Raw genomic sequence first — 20,342 nt, forward strand, 5'->3', positions numbered from 1 at the left:
CCCTTCCTTGTAACCATCTTCCGATTACTGCGGCTCGTGGCGCTGTGTACGATCCGGCTTCCTGTCAGGTGTGGTAGTCGGCATTGATGGTCACGTACTCGTGGGTCAGATCATCGGTCCATACCGTGGCCTGGCTATCGCCCTGGCCAAGGTCAATGTCGATATGGACCTCGGGCACATGCAGGTCAACCAGCTCCGGGTCCTGACCGGGACGACCTCCCTGGCAGACCTTGATGCCGTTAAAGCTGACATCCACATGGGCCGGGTCATAGGCCGCCGTCGAAACCGGCACAGTGCCTAGGGAGGACACCACTCGGCCCCAGTTGGGGTCCTCACCGGCCACCGCGCACTTGAGCAGCGTGGAGCCGGAGACCGCCCGGGCGCAGGCAAGGGCTGCATCCTCGTTCTCGGCACCATCCACACGGATGCGGATCCGATGCCTGCTGCCCTCGCCGTCGGCCACAATCCGATGGGCCAGATCCGCGCAGGCCTGACCGAGCTTCTCCTGGAACTGATCGGGATCAGGCCGTACTCCTGAGGCCCCGGAGGCCATCAGCAGGACGGTGTCATTGGTGGACATGCACCCGTCCACGTCGATCCGGTTGAAGCTGAGCTGGCAAGCCTTTAACAGGGCTTGACGTGCCTCTTCCAGCTCCAGAATGGCGTCAGTAGTGATTACGCAGATCATGGTGGCCAACTGCGGGGCGATCATCCCGGAGCCCTTGACCATGCCGCCCAGCCGCCAGCCAGACCCGTCCACAGCCACGGTCTTGGTGCAAGTATCGGTGGTCAATATGGCCTTTGCGGCCTCTTCACCAGCCTCCTGACTGGCCGACATCTCCTGGGCAGCCTGGTCGATGCCGGTCAATATGGAGTCCAGATGCAGCAGATGACCGATGATCCCGGTGGAGCAGACAGCAACCCGCTTGGTCGGCAGGCCCAGTTGCTCTCCTGTCCGTTCGGCCATGGCCCTGGCCTGGTCCAGGCCCTCGGGACCCGTGCAGGCGTTGGCATTGCCGGAGTTGATGACCACGGCTCCAGCATGGCCTTCTTCAAGGATTCGGCTGGTCCAGATGACCGGAGCGGCCCGGAAACGATTGGGCGTAAATACCCCAACAGCTGTGTCCATGGGTCCGCTGTTGACGACCAAGGCCAGGTTTCGGCGCTGTGAACCTCCCGGTCGATGGGCAATGGCGGTGCCGGTCCGGAAGCCTGCAGGATAGGTGATGCTCATGGTGCCACTCCTATGGTTGTCAGTCCGGTCTCCTCGGGCAGACCCAGGGCCAGATTCACGGCCTGAAGGGCCTGGCCTGCGGTGCCCCGGGTCAGGTTGTCGATGGCGGCAAAAGCATAGAGGCGGTCAGCGCGCTGGTCTACAGCGACCTGGACCTGGGCCCGGTTGGAACCGTACACATCGGCCGTGGAAGGAAGCCTGCCCTCGGGGAGCAGATCGACAAACTGCTCCTCGGCATAGATCTCTTCCCAGACGGCACGAATATCAGCCATCCCCATGCTCCGTCCACGCGCGCTCAGCTTGGCTGAGACCACAGCCAGAATCCCCCTTGACATGGGGACGAGTATGGGCGTCAGCCCCAGGCGGATGGGTTGTTTCCCAAGACCCCCGTGGTTCTGATCCGCAACTGCGGCCTTACGCAGGTTCTGCAGAATCTCGGGGATATGCCGGTGAGTGCCGCCGACCGAATAGGGATGGGCTGAATTGATGGCTTGTGCTGCCAGCAGATCCATTCTGCCGCTTGAGCGTCCGGCGCCCGAGTAACCGACAGCAAGGTCGGCCACCAGATCAGCAGTCTGCACCAGTCCGGCGGCCAGAGCAGGCTGGAAGGCCAGAGTAACTGCCGTGACATTGCAGCCGGGACCAGCGATCCGCCGAGTCTGTCCAAGCAACTGACGCTGACGGCCGCCACCCGGGTTGAGCAATTCAGGCATCCCGTAGGTCCACGGACTTGAAAAAGGCCCGCCGTAGTAGTCCTGCCAGTCGCCCGGATCCTCCAGCCGGTGATCAGCCCCCAGGTCGACCATCAGCGATTGCGGATCCAGCTGCTCGGCCAGGGGGCCCGAAGCCCCGTGAGGCAGGGCCAGAACAACTAGATCATGACCAGCCAAGATCTCTGGATCGGTATCCTGAATCTGCAACGAGGCCAGCGACTCCGGAAGGTTGGGTGAGAACTCCCCCAGCAACTGACCAGCCGAGCCATGACCGGTGACTGTACATACCTGAAAGGCTGGATGTGCCGCCAATAGACGGATCATCTCTGAGCCGGCATACCCCGAAGCTCCTGCTACAGCCACCGTGTATTGCCGCATGAGTGCTCCCTTCATCGGGCACCATCATACATACTCATGCAGTAAAACGCATATTTATACAATTCGGCGTGTCGCTATGTATATTCTCGAGCTGCGCATCACTTTCATCTACGCGAAGGGGTCATAACCGGAATCTCGGTTGCGGATGTATTCCATCTGCGTACTGGCCTTGTCCGCAGCCTCGGGCCCGCATGTGTCCTCCACAAAGGCCAGGGCCATATCGATGCCGGCCGAGATACCCGAAGAGGTGCGAAACTTTCCATCGACCACCCAGCGGGCATCCTTGGTCCAGTCCACTCGCTCTCCTGTGCTGACGACCCAGTCAAAGGCCAAGTCATTGGAGGTCGCACGCCGACCATCGAGCACACCGGCGGCAGCCAAGAGAGCCGAGCCTGTGCAGACAGTCATCACCTGCGACGACCTGGCTGCCAGATCTGCCAGCTGCCCTATCCATTGGTCATTTCCAACCAGAGTTCGCGTGCCGGAACCGCCGGGTATCAGCAAAACTCCCTTGGGATCAATCGCTTCGGGTCCTACAGCTTCGACCCTGACGCCGCCTTCCCCGACTTTCAATCCAGGGCCGTCCAAGGAGAAAAGCCGCACCCGGGCGCCATCAGTATTGATGAAAACCTCAAAAGGGCCAAAGACATCCAAGGGTTCAAACCCGTCGAATACGGCAATATTGATATCCATGCCCATATGAGTGACCCTTCATAGATCTCAGGCGCTGACTCCATCTGAGCCGGAGCCGCCGCCACCCGTCGAGGGCGACGGGATCATCTGCTGGTAAAAGTCGTTCAGTGAGATGCCGTTGATCAGCAGCCATATCCAGGCCAGCGTGAAGAGCAGGTTGATGATCAGGGCAGCCATGGCCAACCCATAACCCTTCATATGCAGTCGGCGGGTCCGATACATGGAAACGCCACCCAGCAAAGCGGGAATCACAGGCATGGGCAAGAAGAGGGCCATGAGGAAGGCAATGATAGCGCAGGGATCCCAGTGGCCGTAGGCCGGCTTTTGGGAGGGATCGTTCAAATCGGGCATGCCCTGGGGAGGCCACCCGGGCACACCGGGACGGGCCTGAGGATTGCCAGGATTTCCGCTGCGACCGGGACCCGGCTGACCCGCCATAGGCATGGGCCAGTTGGCGCGGTTGTCTTGATGCGAATCGGATTCCTTGGCCTTGGGTTCGGGGTCTGGGCGACCGTAGATATAGGGATTCCATCCTGGATAACGATCAGCGCGGGCGCCGTACAGAGGCTGATCGCTGCCATCGTGATCCTGTCGGTCGGGTCCCCCGGCTGTGCCCTGTTCTTGAGAATCCGTCATATTCCTCGGTCCTTTTGATGACCGGTCAAGCGCGCAGTACGGCGCCCAGACCCGCAGTCTTGTCAACGATGGCTTTGCGCAGGGACTCACTGTCCTCGGACGTTAAGGTACGGTCCGGGGCGCGGAAGGTGACTGCGAAGGCCAGCGATTTTGCATGCTCACCGATCTGATCGCCAGTGAAGACGTCGAACAGCTCGATGCATTCCAGACTAGACCCCGCCGCTTCTCTGATGGCGGAAGTCAGGTCGGCGGCAGAAACCGTGTCAGGCACAGTAAAGGCCAGATCCTGATGAACCGGCGGGAAGGTCGATACCGGTTTGGCCTGCAGGGGGCTATAGTCCAGATGGTCAAGCACCGAATCCAGACTCAGCTCGAAGGCGGCTGAGTGGGCAGGGAAGCCCAGAGCCTGATCAACACGGGGATGCAGCTCGCCCACCATACCGATAAGCGTGCCGTCATTGAGAACCAGCCTAGCGGTACGGCCCGGATGCCACTGGTCGGGCACCTGCTCGGCCGACGGCTGCTCCAGCCGATAGGCAGATCCGAGCCTGTTCAAGACCCGACGAGCTGATTCGACCGCATCAGTCCAGTCCACATCCCTGCTGTCCTTGAGCCAGCCATCCTCCTGAGCGTGGCCGGTCAACAGGGCCGCCACATGCAGCCGCTGCCCTGGCAGCCCCTGGTCGAGACGAGCCAGATCTTCGTCGCTGGGCCGCACGCCGCCCGGAAGGGTGGGCACGGCAGGAGCCTTGGGGTCGCGACGGAAGACATAGCCGATCTCAAAAAGACGCACATCCGTGTTGCCACGTCGCAGGTTGCGCTCCACGGTGTTGGCCAGCGGCAGCAACAGGCTCTGCCGCAGATAGGGCCTGTCTGCGGCCATGGGGTTGGCCAGCTCCACGCTGTTGACATGAACCTCATCAGCGTCCATGCTGAAGGCCTTAAAATCATTGTCGCCGACGAATGGATAATCCAGGACCTCGGTCAGCCCGTACTCGGCCAGAGTGTCGGCCACCCAGCGACGGCGCTGCTGACGATCAGTCAGGCCAACCGCACCTGACACCTTGGGCGATGGCACCGTGACGGGAATGCGGTCATAGCCCACCAGGCGGGCCACCTCCTCGACCAGGTCGCAGCCCTCGCCCAGGTCGGGCCTCCAGGTTGGCGGGGTCACCGAAAGCCGATCGGCTGGATCACCTTGGACTGTACAGCCGATATCACGCAAAATGGCCACAATGCGCTGGGGTTCCACGTCCAGTCCAGTTAGCCTGGCCACCTCGCTGACGGCAAAGTCGATAACTGGCATGGGCTTGGTCTGATCCATATCCAGCGGAGCATCCAGATCCTGACCACCGGCAAGGCGATGCAGCAGGTCAGCGGCCATAGCTGCGGCGGCCGGCTGCATCTGCGGGTCGACCCCACGCTCAAAGCGCTTGGAGGCTTCCGAGGGCAGCTTGTGACGACGGGCGGTCCGGGCGATGGTCACCTGGTCGAAGTGAGCGGACTCAATCAGAATGTTCTGCGTCTGATCGGTCACCTCTCCGTACAGACCGCCCATGACTCCGGCCAGCCCCAGAATGCGGGAACCCTCTTGGCCCTCGGGCGAGTCAGTGATGAGCAGATCCTCGGTGCTGAGTTCGCGATCCTTGCCGTCCAGTGTGGTCAGGCGCTCGCCCTGCCTGGCCCTGCGGACCACGATGGGCCCGCTGAGCTTGTCCAGATCGTAGGCGTGCAGGGGCTGGCCCAGATCCAGCATGACGTAGTTGGTGATGTCCACCGGCAGGCTGATGGAGCGCATGCCGGCCCGCACCAGCCGTCGACGCATCCAGCTGGGAGTGGCAGTCTTAGGATCGCACCCGGTCAGAGCACGCAGATAGTAGCGGTCGCAACCGGGCTGACCATGAATAGGGTTATCGTCCTCAACATGCACGGCCAGCGGAGCTTGATCCTCTTGAGCTGCAGAGGCAGGCACCGTCTTGTTCAGCTCAATCACCGGATCCGTGTACTTAGCGCCTGTGGAGTGGTGGTATTCACGAGCAACCCCCCGGTAGGAGAAGGCGTAGCCACGGTCAGGGGTGATGTTGATCTCAAGGACAGGCTTGTTCATATGCAGCAGGGCCATGGCATCGTCCCCTGGTTTGAGCTGCTCATACTGCTCGGGGGTGAACCCGTAATTGCGCAGCAGGATGATGCCCTGATGATCTGAGCCCAGCCCCAGCTCACGCTCGGAGGCGCACATGCCGTCCGAAATATGACCGTAGGTCTTGCGGGGTTCGATGCGGAAGTCCCCAGGCAGGACGGCCCCCGGCAGGGTCACCACCACCTTTTCGCCAGGAGCCATGTTGGGAGCCCCGCAGACGATGCCCCGAGGCACCTTTCGGCCCTGGTCGTCCACGGCGTTGTACTGCTCGCCCACATCCACATGGCACCAGTTGATGGTCTTGCCGTTCTTCTGAGGTTCAGGCTTGGCATCCACCACATAGCCGACCACGATGGGGCCGGTCACCGTGGACTGATGAATGTCCTCTTCCTCCAGACCAACCCGGACCAGATCCTTGGCCAGTTGTTCATAGGTCAGATCCTCAGGGACCTGCACATGCTCCTTGAGCCAGTCGATATCTACCATTGGCATCTGACGGTCACTCCCCCATCTCGAACTGCTGGCTGAACCGCACGTCGCCTTCGACCAGGTCGTGCATATCGTTGATGTCGTGGCGCAGAAGCAGGGTGCGCTCCATGCCCACGCCGAAGGCGAAGCCCGAGTAGCGCTGCGGGTCCACGCCGGCCGACCTCAGAACGTTGGGGTTGACCATGCCGCAGCCTCCCCATTCGATCCATCCGGGCCCACCCTTCTTGTCGGGGAACCAGAGATCCATCTCGGCGCTGGGTTCGGTGAACGGGAAGTATGAGGGACGCAGTCTGGTCCGGGCCTCGGGACCGAACATGGCTACGGCGAGCTTATCCAAGGTGCCCTTGAGATCGGCCATGGTCAGGTGTTCATCGACGGCGATGGCCTCGCACTGGTGGAAGACCGGGGTATGGGTGGCATCCAGTTCGTCAGTGCGGAAGACCCTGCCCGTGCAGGCCACGTAGAGCGGCACGCCGCGGGTTATCAGGGAACGGGCCTGGTCGGGCGAGGTATGGGTGCGCATGACCATGTTGGATCCGACGAAACCGGCGGCATCCCTGGCCTGGCTGCCCTTGACATAGAAGGTGTCCTGCATTTGGCGGGCAGGGTGATCAGGGCCGAAGTTGAGGGCATCGAAGTTGTACCACTCGGCCTCAAGCTCGGGGCCCTGGGCGATGCTCCAACCCATGGAGACGAAGAAGTCCTCCACGTCCTCCATGAGCTTGGACAGAGGGTGACGGGCTCCCTGGGGACGGCGGTTGACCGGCAGGGTCATATCCACCTGCTCGGCAGCCAGGCGACGGGACTCCTCCTCCTGGCGCAACTGCCGCTCCTTGAGCCCATAGGCACGGCCGAAATCAGCCTTGAGCTTGCCTGCCAGACGCCCGGCGGTCTTCTTCTGATCCGCTGGAAGCGTTCCAATGATCCGGCCGGATCCGGCCAGGGCTGAACCTGTTCCCGCATATCTGGCTTTGACTGCTTTCAGCTCCTCCAGATCGGAGGCCTCGAGAATCCTTTCGATGCCCTCGTGGACCTCGTCGGTCATCGCCGCGGGGTCGAATTCTACCTGTGCCACCATGGACCTTTCCACTGTTGCCATTGCCGTGTCCGGGCCGCAAATCAGCGGAAATCCCGGTCGTTGACGCCTTCACATTCTTTCAATACGACTCGACATGGCCATGGCGTAGAGCAGCACTGCCGCCGAGGTAGCCAGGTTGAGGGATTCAGCCCGCCCATAAATAGGGATGCGGACAATCTGATCCATGGATTGCAGCAGCTCATTGGGCAGTCCGCGTGCCTCATTGCCGAAGAGCAAGACCGTGGGCTGACGTGTCGAGTCTGGCTTGGCTAGGGTATCGCTCGCCATCAAATCAGTTAGGGAGCTGACGGGTTTGTCCGGCGTGCCATAGACATCGGCCGCCACCATGGTCCGGCCCTGCCGTCTGCACAGGGTCAGGAAGTCCTCTGTGCCCATGGTCATCAGAGGTATGTGAAAGGCCGAACCTGCTGTGGAGCGAATGACCTTGGGATTGGCGGGTTCCACGCACTGGTCCACCAGAATGACCGCCCGGCAGCCGGCAGCATCAGCGGCGCGAATGACAGTTCCCGCATTGCCTGGATCACGGATCTGCCAGAAGGCCGCCACCAGGTCGAAGCTCTCCCCTGTCAGACGCCGGGAATCATCAAGGTCCTTCGGCTGAGCCAGAAATCCGTCAGTACGCGCCTGGGCCAGGATTCCCTGGGCGTTGCCACTGACGGCATGCATGACTCGGGAGGAGACGAAGTGCCCATAGCAGTCAGGCAGATCCCGGGCCTGTTGCATGATGGCACCCACGGTCTCGTTGAGTGGACGAGGATGACCGCTCTGGGATGCAGAAGAGGATTCATCCGCTTGAACATAAAGGTCAGTCAGTAGATCAGGACGCCAGCGGACCGCCTCGCGCACGCTCTGCGGTCCCTCTATCAGGAAGCGGCCATGACGCTGCCGGGCCCGCCGATCCTGTAGTTCAGCCAAACGACGAATTCGTTGGGCACGGGGATTGTCAAGAAGGGAATCATCAAAGGGCATGGGCATAACTCTAGCCCCGGCAGCCGAGAGCCCTGCGATCGGACCTCAATGAGCCAGCATCTGTGGGAAAGTTCACTGAAAGGAAGGTCTGCACCCCTTGTGCTCACCGGACAAAAGGCTAGGGTTAAAGGACTGGTCGGGTCGACCACATCCGTCGCTGGTATGGCGCAGACCGACCATCGCACATCTGGATTGTCCAGAATCATTGTGAGGAGACGATATGCCCGTATACACACTTCCCGATCTGCCCTACGACTACTCGGCACTGGAGCCGTACGTGTCCGGCAAGATCATGGAGCTGCATCATGACAAGCACCATCAGGCTTATGTAAACGGGGCCAACAAAGCCCTTGAACAGATCCACGATGCAGCCGAGTCCGGCAACGTGGCTCAGTCCAACCTGCTGGAGAAGAACCTGGCATTCAACCTGGCCGGGCACAAGAACCACTCCATCTTCTGGAAGAACATGGCCCCGGCCGATGGCCAGGAGCCCACTGGCGAGCTCAAGGCCGCCATCGAGGACCAGTTCGGGTCCTTCCAGGGCTTCCAGACCTACTTCGAGTCCATGTGCGCCGGCATCCAGGGCTCCGGCTGGGCCGTCCTGGCCTGGGATACCTTGGGCGAGCGCCTGGTCACCCTGCAGATGTACGACCACCAGGGCAACCTGCCCGTCACCATCTTCCCACTGGTTCTGCTGGACCTCTGGGAGCATGCCTACTACCTGGAGTACCAGAACGACCGGGCCAGCTACGTCAAGGCCTGGTGGCACATCGTCAACTGGGAGGATGCCTCCAAGCGCTTCGACGAGGTGCGCAACATCAACACCACTCTGGCTAGGTAAAAGACCAGCGCTTCCAACCACTGGCAGACCCCGGCCTTCCCCACCTCTGCGGGAGAGGAAAGACCGGGGTCTGTCCATGTCTGGAGTCTGTCGGAACTCCTGGCAGTCAGTTGCCGAAGAAGGCGATGGAGCCTGTCATGGCAGCCATGGTCAGGGAGATCGCGGGCACAGCCAGGCAGATGAGCAGGAAGCCCGCATCACGTGGTCTGACCTGGGAGACCCTGGCATGGGTGCGCGGCGTGCTGCCGCCGAATCCGCGAGCCTCCATGGCCGTGGCCAAGGTCGTCGAACGCCTGATGGACAGAACCAGCAGAGCGAAAGCCTGGGGCATGAAAGCCTTGAAATGATTTTCGTCACCCAGTCCACGGCTGCGGCGCGAGGCGGTCAGGGCCGACCAGTCGTCCTTGAGAACAGTGAAGAGCCGCATACCCGCCAGCCCCCCGTAGACGAAGCGATCAGGCAGATGGAGCACCTGGCTGAAGGCATCAGCCAGGTCGGTGGCGTCTATTCCAAGAACCGTGATGATGGCGGGGATTCCGATGGCCAAAATCCGCAGCGCCGTAGCCAAGGCCAGGTCCAGGGACCGCTGGGTGATGTGGATCATTCCCCATTGCCAGAAGGTGGCGCCGCCGCTCTTGCCATAGAGGATGATCGCCAGGGCCGAGCCGGGCGCCCCCAGGAAGATGGGCCAGGTGGATCTGACCACACGCAGAGGCGTAAAGCCTGCCGCGCCCAGCAGCAGGAACTCCAGGATCAGGGCCGTCGTGGCCGAGACCGGGTCCAGGCTGATCAGCAGGGGCAAAGCTGCCAGAAAAGCCCCAATCAGACGGAAGGCCGGATTGATGGAGGCTATATAGGGCGATCTGCTGGCCGGCTTGACCGGCTCGTCCCGCTGATCCATGGGCGTGACGGTCAGTCTGGCGGCAACAGCCTGGTGGCGAGTCTGCGGATTTGACCCAGCTGCAGGCCAGACGGTCTTCTGGTCTCCTAGGGGCGTCATCTCCACTAGGCGGGCGTCCAAGGCCTGGACCAGCTCCCGGTCATGGGTGACCAGAACGATGCATGCTCCTTGGTCGCGCAGGTCCGCAATCAGCTGGGCCATGCTGACCCAGGTGTTCCTGTCCTGCCCGAAAGTGGGCTCGTCAAGAATCAGCACCTGCGGCGCAGCAGCCAGAGCCGAAGCCACGGTCAGCCGCCGCTTCTCGCCGCCGGAGAGCGTGTAAGGGTTAGCACGTGCATACTGCCTCAGGCTGAAGCGGCTCAGCAGCTCCAAGGCGCGATCCTGGGCCTGGTCCTCGGTCATGCCGGTACGGATGGGAGCCAGCTTGACCTCATCAATGACCGTGCCCCGGGCGAATTGATGCTCAGGATTCTGAAAGACATAGGCGATGCGCGCCGCCAGCTGAGATGACGTCCATCGAATGGGATCGGGCTCCGTAGGCGTTCCTCCCTGGGACCCCCGAAGCAGGCGATCCTGGGCAAGAACCGAACCAGCCACGGGCTCCAGCAGACCAGCCAGGGTCATAGCCAGCGTGGATTTGCCCGCCCCGTTGGCTCCTACCAGGGCAGTGACCTGCCCAGCTCTGAATTCCAGATCGATGTGCTCGGCAACCGCCCGGCCCTGACGGCCCACCGCCAGATCCCGTGCAGCCAGCAGGACGGGATGATCATCCTGACCGGAACCGGATTGCCCGGACCGGACCCGGTCATATCCAAGCTCAGGGATTGAATCCTCGGCGCTCCTAAAGGCCTCAGGGACCCAGATACCCAGGGAGGCCAGGTCCAGCCCAGGATCAGTGAAGACCTCCTCAGGGCTGCCGTCGGCCATGATCACAGTCCTGCGATAGGCCGAGGCACCCGATCCTCCTGTGCCGCCTTCAACCTCTCCCAGCCCAAGCACGATGACCCGGTCGATCATGTCCATCCAAGGCCCTGCCCGGTGCTCGACCAGAATCATAGTGGAGCCTTGCCGTTCCAGGACCTTCCTGACAGCGCCGACAATCTGCTCGACACCGACCGGATCCAAATTGGCCGTGGGCTCATCCAGCAAGAGCAATCCAGGCTGCATGGCCAGGGCGCCAGCCAGAGCCAGACGTTGCATCTGCCCTCCGCTCAGATGCAAGGTGGATCGGGTCAGCTGCAGATCGGCCAGACCCACCTCAGCCATAGCCTGCCGCACCCGTGGCCAGATCTCCTCCCGGGGCAGCCCCATGTTCTCGGGCCCGAAGGCCACGTTGTCGCCCAGCCGCTGAAAGATGGCCTGCGCATCCGGATCCTGCAGGACCAGGCCCACACGTCCCCGGCTGGATGCGGCAGGATTGCCGTCAATCAGGACCTGGCCTCGGGTCACTCCGCCCTCATCGTCCTCAACCTGGTTCTGACCGGCTTGCGGGGCATGATCGCCCAGCAGTCCGGCCACACCCTCGAGAATGGTCGACTTGCCGATTCCAGAGGCTCCCAGCAGCAGAACCCGCTGACCTGCAGGAACGCTCAAGGAAAGATCCCTGACAGCAAAGTGGTTGCGATAGGCATGCCGATAACCCCAGCCGCGCAATTCCAAGGACGCGGGCCGGTAGGGATTGTCCTGGATGCACTGATCCACGCCCGGACCTCTACTTCCCGGCCGTGCGAACATCGCGGCCGGATGCGAAACGGTCCAAGGCCCCGGTGGCGGCGATGGACTTGTAGAGGTACCAGACCAGCACTCCTGCGATCAATGCGCCAGAAATCAAAGTGGCAATCAAATAAATCAGTCCATAGGGACCGGTCAGACTGATGGCCTGCAGGTGTGTGCAGAAGGAGTACAGCCAGCAGCCGAAACCAGCGGCGGCACCAGAGAGCGCCGCCGTCTTCATGCTCCAGCGGCGGTAGCGCAGCAGCATGAAGACCAGCTCAGCCATGAAGCCTTGAAGCAGACCGATCAGCATGGTCTCCACAGGAACCCAAAGACTGCCCAGCAATGACTCCAGGATGGCGGCGACCAGTTCAGCATAGACGGCTGCACCCGGCTTACGCACGATGACCGAGGCCAAGGGGCCGGCAAACAGATAGAGACCGTTAAGAATGCCGCCCAGACCGGGCACAACCCCGTCCAGGAAGGACCAGGGAATAGTAGTCACCATGGCGACCACCCAGTAGATGACGGCGGAAGCGACCCCGATGACCGAGGCGACGGCAATATCCACCACCCTCCACCGTCTGGATGGGCCTCTGACTTCGACGGGAGTCCGCGCAGACTCCGGTTCTGATCCGGAAACAGTATTGTTCATGAAATGACCATCGGTCATGATCTTGTGCCTTTCCTCGGAGCGCTCCCTATGAGCGCCATCCCGTTCAGGCACGGGTCCAGTGACATCCGTGCGCCGGCATTGCCCGGTAAACGTTCGTCCGGTTGAGGCTAAGCCTCCTCTCAGCCGCACGCCCTTAGGCATACGGCCCCCGTGTCACCTGCCATCCTAGAACATGCGATGGCCAAAAGTCAGTTCTGAAGTTCGCCCAGGGAATCCAACAGGAGGGCCTCGGTGATGATGTTGTCGACCAGCCCCTGCAGAGAGATGGACTCGTTCGGGCTGTGGGCGTTGGACTGGGGATCCTCGGGGCCGGTCACCAGGACCTGGGCCTCAGGGAAGAGCCGCTTGAGCTCGGGGATGAAGGGGATGGATCCGCCCTCGCCCTTGTTGACCGGGTCGTGTCCAAAGGCCTGTCGCATGGCCTCCTCGGCCTGCTTGACCACCGGGCTGTCGGCATCCATGGCCCATCCCATGCCCAAGTCGCTAGGGGTGACCTCCACTCTGGCCCCATGAGGGGCATGGGCGATCAAAAAATCAGCCAAGGCCTGCACGGCCTGCTCGGGCCGCTGGGTGGGCGCAGTGCGCAGGGAAATGCGGAAGCGGGTTTTGTCGGTCAGCACGTTGAAGGAACCCTCCACAGGGTGCGCATCGAAGCCTATCACCGCCGCGGCTGGCTTGGTCCAGAGCCGGGAGGCCAGGGAGTCGGTTCCAGCCAGTCGGTAGGAGTCCACCACGCCTGCATCAGCACGCAGCTGGGCCTGGTCCAGGTCACGCTGCAGGCCGCCGATGGGCTGGCCGCCCTCCAGGCCAGGCACCGCCAGTTGGCCCTGGTCGTCATACATGGAGGCAATCAGCATGGCGGCCAGAGTGTTGGCATCCAGAATGGGCCCGCCGAACTGCCCGGAATGGACCGGGTGCTCCAGGACGGTGACCGTGACATCCAGGTCCGCATTCCCTCGCAGGGAAGTGGTCAAGCTTGGGGTATCCGCCGACCAGTTGCCCGAGTCGGCCACGATGATCAGATCCGAGGCGAAGTCATCCCGATGAGCCTGGAGGAAGGGGATGAAGCTGCGTGAGCCCATCTCCTCCTCCCCTTCGATGAAGACCTTGACATTGACGCGCAGGTCCTTATCCAAGGCATGCAGGGCACCCGAGTGGATGGCAATACCGCCGCCGTCGTCAGCGGATCCACGTCCGTAAAGCCGTCCCTCCTTCTCCACGCCGGTAAAGGGGTCAGTGGACCACTGGGAGGGGTCGGGCACCGGCTGCACATCGTGGTGGGCATAGAGCAGGACGGTCGGAGCATTGGCATCCACTTGCCGGGATCCGATGACCTCGAAGGCGCCCGGAGTCCCGTCAGGGTTGGTGGCCTGGACCACCCGGGTGTCCACGCCCACCTTGCGGAGCTGTCCGGCCACATATTCGGCCGAGCGCCGCATGTGGTCCCCGGTGATTCCCTTGGCAGAGACCGAGGCCAGAGCAATCTTGTCCTTAAGCAGATCGACTACCCGGCTTCTATCATCTTGAACGCGGGTGCGAATCGTCTCCAGGCCCAGTTTTGCCATCGCTACCTCCTGTGATTGCTTGCAAATCAATGCTTGCGAGTCTAGGCGTCACCGTAACCTGTTCGCATGACATGGAACCCCTTCTCACGCAAGGATCGTCGGGATAAAGAGGCTGAGGCGGACCAGACGTCCTCTGCGGAGGATGTACGAGGCAAGGGACGCCCCACACCAAAGCGCAAACAGGCTGAGGCCCGGAACCTGCGCCCTCTGGTACCCAAGGACCGCAAGGCCTCTCGCAAGGCTGCCAAAGCGCGGATTCGAGCCCGCGAGGATGCCCAGTACGAGGCCATGAGGACCGGCGACATCGACCACATGCCCAGGTCGGAGCGCCTGCCTTGGAGGATCTACATTCGCGACTATGTGGATGCCCGATTCAATTTGCTGGAATGGATCTTCCCAGCCATCATTCTCATGTTCGTGGCTACACTGCTGGGCATGTTCGTAGGCCCGCAGCATTATGCCACTTTCACCATGGTGGTGACCATCCTTCTATACGGCTATCTGATCGTAGCCCTGGTCGACACCTGGCTGATGTGGCGCAAACTCAAGCGCCTGCTGATCGACAAGTTCGGCGAGCGCTCGGTGGCCAAGGGTTCACGCTCAGCCTCCTACGCCTGGCAGCGGGCCATGATGGTCCGGCGCTGGCGGGTTCCTAAGCCCAAGCAGAGCAAGCGCGGGCACTGGCCCGACTGACAGTCAATCGTCCTTGCATTCCGGCCTGAGGGTCGGTCATACCGCTCGGCGCCCTTGGGCTCCGGGCGGTATTCGTATTCACTCCGCATTCTGCGGATGATCTTCATTCTCCCAGCCGGCACGGCTAGCATGAATGCTATGCAGCAAGAGAACAATCAACCCGGCAAAGGGTCACTGGACCCTTGGGATCCCAACGAGCGCCAATACGACACGATCATCATCGGATCCGGACCCGGCGGATATTCCACGGCCCTTCGCACAGCAGAGCTGGGCGGGCGTGTGGCCCTTGTCGAGCAGGACCCTGTGGTAGGCGGCGTCTGCCTGAACCGGGGATGCATCCCTACCAAGGCACTGCTGACCGCCACCCAGGTTCTCGAACAGGCGAATCTCGGAACCACCATGGGCATCAATATTGAGTCGGCTAACATCGACTACCAGAAGCTCCAGGATTACCAGGATCAGATGGTGGATGCCATGACCGGCGGCTTGGCGAGCCTGCTAAAGCAGCGTGGCATCACAGTCATGCACGGTCGCGGCAGCATCGTAGGCGATGGTCTGGTGGAGGTGGCCTCTTCTGACGGCCAGCGAACCCGTCTGACCACCTGCGACACCATTCTGGCTACTGGATCTCATGCCAGGGCTCTGGAAGAGCTCCCCTTCGATGATCTGGTCATCGACACCGACCGGGCTCTGACCCTCAAACCCTTCCCCCGCCGAGCACTGATTATCGGTTCAGGCGCGGTGGCCCTTGAATTCGCCACTATTTGGAATCAAGCCGGCAGCCAGGTGACCCTGATGGTCAGACGGGACCGGGTGCTCTCCCACTGGGGTCGGCGGATCGGCCAGATCTTGACACGGGAGCTGGCGCGCCAGGGAATCCGGATCATTACCCATGCCCGTTGTTCAGGAGGTCATCGTCTGCCTTCAGACGAGGGCATTCAGGTCGACTACCAGCCATCCGACGACAAAGGCCAGGAGGGACGAATCAAAACCGATCTGGTCCTGGTAGCCATCGGCAGAGATCCCAACACCGATGCCAAGCAGATGAAGGAGCTGGGCATCGACTTGGACGAGCAAGGCCAGGTTCTGACCGACTCCCAGGGACGCACCAGCCGCGACAGGGTCTGGGCCCTGGGCGACATCACTCCGGGGCACCATCTGGCCCATAGGGCCTTCCAACAGGGCATCACCCTGGCCGAGGCCGCCTCCGGGCTGGATCCAGAGCCGGTCAACGAAGCCACCATCCCGCGCGTGGTCTTCTCCTCCCCCCAAGCCGCAGCCGTGGGCTTCAGCCGCCAGGAGGCCGAGGACGATCCATCTTTGAACCAGGTAAGAGAGACCGTCTACCCCATGATGGCCAACTCGCGCATGCGCATGAGCGGTCTGCAAGGCACCCTCAGCCTGGTCACCGCCTGCCCAGCCACAGATATGGAACAGCAGATGGTCGTCGGCCTGGAGATGGTCTCGCCTCAAGCATCCGAGAACATCGCCGAGGCCCAGCAGCTGGTAGGCAACCAGATCCCCCTGCACCGGGCGGCCGGGCTCATCCACCCCCATCCCACCTTCTCCGAAGCCATTGGAGAGGCCCTGCTTAAGGCTGACGGCAGACCTCTGAACATGCGCTAGGCATGCGGTAGACTGGTCAACCAGTGAACGTTTCCAAGTGAGGATGGCATGGCTACAGAGGACGCTAAGGGCAAAAAGGCAAAAAAGAAGACCAGCACGATCAGCCAGATCGTCAAGATCTTCCGATTCACTTACGAGGAGGACAAGGCCCTTCCCTGGCTGCTGGCCGCGGCCATCCTGGTGCCGACGCTGATAGCTGTGGCGATCTGCCTGCTGGCCCACTTCGGCTGGCTGTCCTGGATTCTGACCGTGCTTCTAGGAATAATGGTCGGCCTGCTCCTGGCCACCATGACCCTGACCAGACGCTCAGACAGGGTTGGCTATGCCAGGATGGACGGCCGCCCGGGCGCTGCAGCCGCCGTGCTGAGCAGCATCTCCAAGGCGGGCTTCTCCTTCCCACAGGAACCTGTCTGGATCGATGCCAAGACCAAGGATGCGGTCTGGAGGGGCACTGGCCGCACCGGCGTCTATCTGATAGCCGAAGGCGACTACAACCGCGTCAATAAGGCCATGAACCGCGAGGAGGAGAAGATACGCCGCATCACCCGCGGATCGGCTATCCCCATTTACCGGATCAGTGTGGGGCATGGACCTGATCAGGTTCCGTTGAACAAGCTTCAACGCACTGTGCTCAAGAAGAAGGCCAAGCTGACCGCCACCGAGCTGGAGACCCTGAACGACCGGCTGGTCACCCTGCAAAAGCGGCAAAACGCTCTGGGAATGCCCAAGGGCATCGATCCGACCAAGGTACACGTCAGCCGCAAGGCCATGCGCGGACGTTGATGTTTTGAAGGTCCCGGCTTCTCCCCCAAGGAGGCGCCGGGACCTTCGCATGAAACACCCCCGTAACCTCAGCGGCTCATTGCCGAAAAAACCGGTCCTCTAGACTGGGTGACCGTTACGGTTTCCACGAAAGGAGCAGTTCAGTGAGCGAACTGAAATCAAAGGCCGATTGCGAAGCTCTGATCAACCAGGAAGGCGTGGAATACGTCTCAGTCAGGTTTACCGACCTGATCGGGGTCCAGCAGCACTTCACCGTGCCAGCCAGTGAATTCCTCAAGGACGCCTTCACAGACGGCATGGCCTTCGACGGCTCCTCCGTCCAAGGCTTCCAAGCCATCAATGAATCCGATATGAAGCTGATTCCTGATCCTGAAACAGCCTATCTGGATCCCTTCCGCCGCCACCGCACCTTGAATGTGGCCTTCTCCATCGTGGACCCGGTGACCGACGAGCCCTACTCCCGCGATCCAAGGCAGATCGCCGCCAAGGCCGAGGCCTACCTGCGGTCCACCGGCATCGCCGACACAGCTTCCTTCGCCCCCGAGGCCGAATTCTTCATCTTCGACAAGGTCCGCTTCGAGAACAGCATGCAGCGCTCCTTCTACGAGGTCGACTCCATCGAGGCTCCTTGGAACTCAGGCGTGGACGTCGAGGAGGACGGGTCCGACAACATCGGTTTCAAGAACCGGGTCAAGAAGGGCTATTTCCCTGTGCCCCCCATTGACCACTATCAGGACCTTCGCGACGACATGGTGGCAAACCTGCAGAAGGTTGGACTGATTCTGGAGCGATCCCACCATGAAGTCGGCGGCGCCGGCCAGCAGGAAATCAATTATCGCTTCAATACCCTGCTGCATGCAGGCGACGACCTGATGAAGTACAAGTACGTGGTCCACGAGACCGCAGCTCTGGCCGGCAAGGCTGCTACCTTCATGCCCAAGCCCATCGCCGGGGACAACGGGACCGGCATGCACTGCCACCAGTCCCTTTGGAAAGATGGCAAGCCCCTCTTCTATGACGAGAATGGCTACGGCGGACTTTCCGACATCGCCCGCTGGTATGTGGGCGGTCTGATTGAACATGCCTCATCGGTTCTGGCCTTTACCAACCCCTCCACCAACTCCTACAAGCGGCTGGTGCCGGGCTATGAGGCCCCGGTCAACCTGGTCTACTCGGCCCGGAACCGTTCGGCAGCCATCCGCATCCCCCTGGCAGGCACTTCTCCTGCCGCCAAGCGGATCGAGTTCCGCGCCCCCGATCCCTCCTGCAACCCCTTCCTGGCCTTCTCGGCCCAACTGATGGCAGGACTGGACGGCATCCTCAACCACACTGAGCCGCCGGCCCCCATCGACAAGGACCTCTATGAGCTGCCTCCGGAGGAGCATGCCCAGATCAAGCAGGTGCCGGGCTCCCTGGAGGAGGCTCTGAACGCCCTGGAGGAGGATCACGACTTCCTAAGCGAGGGCGATGTCTTCACCGACGACCTGATCCAGACCTGGCTGGACTTGAAGCGCGGCGAGCTGGATCAGACCCGTCTGGCACCCACTCCCTTGGAATATGAGCTCTACTTCCACATCTGAGTCCATCTGACGACTGACGCCGGCTGACCGGCCAGGCCACATGGGGCTCGACCCTTCTACTGGGGGGTCGAGCCTTTTTGTATCGTCACGACCATCGGTATCCGTCCATTGGCGACAACACGCCAGCCCCGGCATCCCGGCGGGCGGTCAGGCCAGAATGAGAAGAGGCAGGAAAACAGATCCGATGGAGGTGGAAACCGATGCGCTGGCTGCGTGAATTCATGGAGTTGCCCGTATATCTACGAGCCATGCTCATTGTGGACCTCATGTGCAACTTCGGCATCGGCCTGGTCATGCCCATCGAACTGCTCTTTGCCACCCATTCCCTGGGCGCCACCATGAGCGAGGCCGCCCTTCTGGTAACCATCAGCTCGGTGGGGTCCCTGATCTCCAACCCCATCATCGGCTGGGTCTCGGACCGTCGTTCCTCCTGGCTGGCCATGCACACGGCCATGATCTTCTCGGTCATCGGCCCCCTGATCTTCACCGTGGCCCACGACTACCGGGCAGCAGTTGCAGGAGCCTTCGTATCGGGCCTGGGAATGGGCATGCAGACCTCCTGGGCCAGCATTCTGACGCAGATCTCCACCAGGGAGCAACACCGAATCGTCTACGGCATCAACCAAGCCGAGCTCAACCTGGGCATCGGTCTTGGAGCGGCGGTGGGCGGACTGCTGGCCGCCGGTGGCCAGGACTTCCTCTATCGCATCGGCTTCGGAGGCAGGGCCCTGGGATTCGCTCTGCTCAGCATGTCCCTGCTGGTGATCGAACGACACTGGCAGCTGCGCCGGTTGACGGCTGAACTCAAGGCTCAGGCGGAGCGGGAGGTCATCCAGGAATCTACAAAGACCACCCAAGCTCAAAGGGCCAATCCGTCAGACAGCAATGAAAGAGCGACCGTCGACGGCACCTTCGGCGGACGGACCAGTTCTCTAACAAGAGTACTGGCCTCCATGGCGCTTTTGACCATGGGAACTTTCTTCATGGATCTTTTCGGCTACTCCCAGTTCGACGCCGGCCTGGTCACCACCCTGATCTCCGATCCGCATATCCCCCGCTGGTCCCTGTCGGTGGTGGACGTGGTCAACACCTTCTCGGTGGTCATCATGAACATCGTGCTGCTGCCTCGACTCAAGGACGCCAACCATGTCCGTCTGCTGCGAACCGTGCCGGTCTTCTGGGCTGCGGCCTGGGTGATCATCGTCCTGGGCCTGCGGCTGGATTCCACTCCCGGTGCCCTGAGCGTAGCTTCCCTGGGCATCACCATCTTCGGGCTGGGTGAAGTCATGATGGGCATCTCCCAGCCAGTAGTGGCCGCCGAGCTGGCCGGACCGTCGTTTAGCGGACGCATGTTCGGCCTGCTCAACACGGCCGCCTCCCTGGGCTACATCGTGGGGCCCATGTTCGCCTCTTATGTCCTAGCGGGACACGAGGTCATTCCCTTCCTGGCCATGTGCGCCATCGGACTGGTGGTACTGGCGGTCCCCTGGTTCCTGGCTATCCCCTCGCAACAGATCACCAGCCAGAAGAGCACGGCCTCGGCTTAATCTCGACAAGATACAGCACCGGACTAAAACCTCGAAGGCAGCTAATTCGAAGACATACCCGCCGTG

General features: G+C 61.7%; 16 protein-coding genes. 6 read left to right on the forward strand and 10 right to left on the reverse strand.

What is annotated here, in order from left to right; genetic code table 11:
- Positions 1–64 precede the first annotated feature (64 nt).
- The 7 genes from argJ to ACUIAD_RS07680 form a co-directional block, all read right to left on the reverse strand.
- Positions 65–1,234 carry a bifunctional glutamate N-acetyltransferase/amino-acid acetyltransferase ArgJ gene (argJ, locus tag ACUIAD_RS07650; RefSeq protein WP_445343238.1) on the reverse strand — a complete coding sequence of 390 codons (1,170 nt, stop codon included), beginning with the start codon at positions 1,232–1,234 and terminating at the stop codon, positions 65–67.
- Positions 1,231–2,325 carry an N-acetyl-gamma-glutamyl-phosphate reductase gene (gene argC / locus ACUIAD_RS07655; protein WP_110452336.1) on the reverse strand — a complete coding sequence of 365 codons (1,095 nt, stop codon included), beginning with the start codon at positions 2,323–2,325 and terminating at the stop codon, positions 1,231–1,233. The genes argJ and argC overlap by 4 nt, the downstream gene beginning before the upstream one ends.
- A gap of 108 nt (positions 2,326–2,433) precedes the next feature.
- Positions 2,434–3,018, reverse strand: a complete 585-nt coding sequence (locus ACUIAD_RS07660; protein ID WP_445343239.1) for a DJ-1/PfpI family protein — start codon at positions 3,016–3,018, stop codon at positions 2,434–2,436.
- A gap of 27 nt (positions 3,019–3,045) precedes the next feature.
- Positions 3,046–3,654 (reverse strand): hypothetical protein, encoded by a 609-nt coding sequence (locus tag ACUIAD_RS07665; RefSeq protein ID WP_445343240.1) that lies wholly within the window; start codon positions 3,652–3,654, stop codon positions 3,046–3,048.
- Positions 3,655–3,679: 25 nt separating this feature from the next.
- Positions 3,680–6,286: a phenylalanine--tRNA ligase subunit beta gene (gene pheT / locus ACUIAD_RS07670; RefSeq protein WP_445343241.1), complete on the reverse strand. Its 2,607-nt coding sequence runs from the start codon at positions 6,284–6,286 to the stop codon at positions 3,680–3,682.
- A gap of 7 nt (positions 6,287–6,293) precedes the next feature.
- The gene (gene pheS / locus ACUIAD_RS07675; protein ID WP_110452338.1) at positions 6,294–7,361 is read right to left on the reverse strand and encodes a phenylalanine--tRNA ligase subunit alpha; all 1,068 of its coding nucleotides are present in this window, start codon (positions 7,359–7,361) and stop codon (positions 6,294–6,296) included.
- A gap of 69 nt (positions 7,362–7,430) precedes the next feature.
- On the reverse strand, positions 7,431–8,351 hold the full coding sequence (locus ACUIAD_RS07680; protein WP_181414470.1) for a TrmH family RNA methyltransferase: 921 nt from the start codon (positions 8,349–8,351) through the stop codon (positions 7,431–7,433).
- A gap of 220 nt (positions 8,352–8,571) precedes the next feature.
- Between ACUIAD_RS07680 and ACUIAD_RS07685 the strand changes: the two genes are divergently transcribed.
- Positions 8,572–9,192 carry a superoxide dismutase gene (locus ACUIAD_RS07685; RefSeq protein ID WP_110452340.1) on the forward strand — a complete coding sequence of 207 codons (621 nt, stop codon included), beginning with the start codon at positions 8,572–8,574 and terminating at the stop codon, positions 9,190–9,192.
- Between the two features lie 106 nt (positions 9,193–9,298).
- On the opposite strand, the gene ACUIAD_RS07690 is transcribed toward ACUIAD_RS07685, so the two are convergent.
- The 3 genes from ACUIAD_RS07690 to ACUIAD_RS07700 form a co-directional block, all read right to left on the reverse strand.
- Positions 9,299–11,794: an ATP-binding cassette domain-containing protein gene (locus ACUIAD_RS07690; RefSeq protein WP_445343242.1), complete on the reverse strand. Its 2,496-nt coding sequence runs from the start codon at positions 11,792–11,794 to the stop codon at positions 9,299–9,301.
- A 10-nt stretch (positions 11,795–11,804) separates the two neighbouring features.
- Positions 11,805–12,479, reverse strand: a complete 675-nt coding sequence (locus ACUIAD_RS07695; RefSeq protein WP_445337714.1) for an ECF transporter S component — start codon at positions 12,477–12,479, stop codon at positions 11,805–11,807.
- Between the two features lie 191 nt (positions 12,480–12,670).
- Positions 12,671–14,047, reverse strand: a complete 1,377-nt coding sequence (locus ACUIAD_RS07700) for a dipeptidase (protein WP_110452342.1) — start codon at positions 14,045–14,047, stop codon at positions 12,671–12,673.
- A 66-nt stretch (positions 14,048–14,113) separates the two neighbouring features.
- Between ACUIAD_RS07700 and ACUIAD_RS07705 the strand changes: the two genes are divergently transcribed.
- The 5 genes from ACUIAD_RS07705 (at position 14,114) to ACUIAD_RS07725 (ending at position 20,276) form a co-directional block, all read left to right on the forward strand.
- Positions 14,114–14,740, forward strand: a complete 627-nt coding sequence (locus ACUIAD_RS07705; RefSeq protein WP_110452343.1) for a DUF3043 domain-containing protein — start codon at positions 14,114–14,116, stop codon at positions 14,738–14,740.
- Positions 14,741–14,878: 138 nt separating this feature from the next.
- Complete coding sequence (locus ACUIAD_RS07710; RefSeq protein WP_110452344.1) at positions 14,879–16,366, forward strand: dihydrolipoyl dehydrogenase family protein; 1,488 nt, start codon at positions 14,879–14,881, stop codon at positions 16,364–16,366.
- Positions 16,367–16,414: 48 nt separating this feature from the next.
- Positions 16,415–17,149 (forward strand): DUF4191 domain-containing protein, encoded by a 735-nt coding sequence (locus ACUIAD_RS07715; RefSeq protein WP_110452345.1) that lies wholly within the window; start codon positions 16,415–16,417, stop codon positions 17,147–17,149.
- Positions 17,150–17,292: 143 nt separating this feature from the next.
- Positions 17,293–18,729, forward strand: a complete 1,437-nt coding sequence (gene glnA / locus ACUIAD_RS07720) for a type I glutamate--ammonia ligase (RefSeq protein ID WP_045924619.1) — start codon at positions 17,293–17,295, stop codon at positions 18,727–18,729.
- 200 nt (positions 18,730–18,929) lie between these two features.
- Complete coding sequence (locus tag ACUIAD_RS07725) at positions 18,930–20,276, forward strand: MFS transporter (RefSeq protein ID WP_110452346.1); 1,347 nt, start codon at positions 18,930–18,932, stop codon at positions 20,274–20,276.
- Positions 20,277–20,342: the final 66 nt, after the last annotated feature.

The organism is Bifidobacterium sp. ESL0819, assembly GCF_052606245.1.

Coding starts and splice junctions, on each gene's coding strand:
- pheT (WP_445343241.1), bottom strand. CDS start 6,286: ATGCCAATGGTAGATATCGACTGGCTCAAGGAGCATGTGCAGGTCCCT.
- ACUIAD_RS07715 (WP_110452345.1), top strand. CDS start 16,415: ATGGCTACAGAGGACGCTAAGGGCAAAAAGGCAAAAAAGAAGACCAGC.
- argJ (WP_445343238.1), bottom strand. CDS start 1,234: ATGAGCATCACCTATCCTGCAGGCTTCCGGACCGGCACCGCCATTGCC.
- argC (WP_110452336.1), bottom strand. CDS start 2,325: ATGCGGCAATACACGGTGGCTGTAGCAGGAGCTTCGGGGTATGCCGGC.
- ACUIAD_RS07725 (WP_110452346.1), top strand. CDS start 18,930: ATGCGCTGGCTGCGTGAATTCATGGAGTTGCCCGTATATCTACGAGCC.
- ACUIAD_RS07660 (WP_445343239.1), bottom strand. CDS start 3,018: ATGGATATCAATATTGCCGTATTCGACGGGTTTGAACCCTTGGATGTC.
- ACUIAD_RS07680 (WP_181414470.1), bottom strand. CDS start 8,351: ATGCCCTTTGATGATTCCCTTCTTGACAATCCCCGTGCCCAACGAATT.
- ACUIAD_RS07710 (WP_110452344.1), top strand. CDS start 14,879: ATGCAGCAAGAGAACAATCAACCCGGCAAAGGGTCACTGGACCCTTGG.
- pheS (WP_110452338.1), bottom strand. CDS start 7,361: ATGGTGGCACAGGTAGAATTCGACCCCGCGGCGATGACCGACGAGGTC.
- ACUIAD_RS07665 (WP_445343240.1), bottom strand. CDS start 3,654: ATGACGGATTCTCAAGAACAGGGCACAGCCGGGGGACCCGACCGACAG.
- ACUIAD_RS07685 (WP_110452340.1), top strand. CDS start 8,572: ATGCCCGTATACACACTTCCCGATCTGCCCTACGACTACTCGGCACTG.
- ACUIAD_RS07695 (WP_445337714.1), bottom strand. CDS start 12,479: ATGACCGATGGTCATTTCATGAACAATACTGTTTCCGGATCAGAACCG.
- ACUIAD_RS07700 (WP_110452342.1), bottom strand. CDS start 14,047: ATGGCAAAACTGGGCCTGGAGACGATTCGCACCCGCGTTCAAGATGAT.
- ACUIAD_RS07705 (WP_110452343.1), top strand. CDS start 14,114: ATGACATGGAACCCCTTCTCACGCAAGGATCGTCGGGATAAAGAGGCT.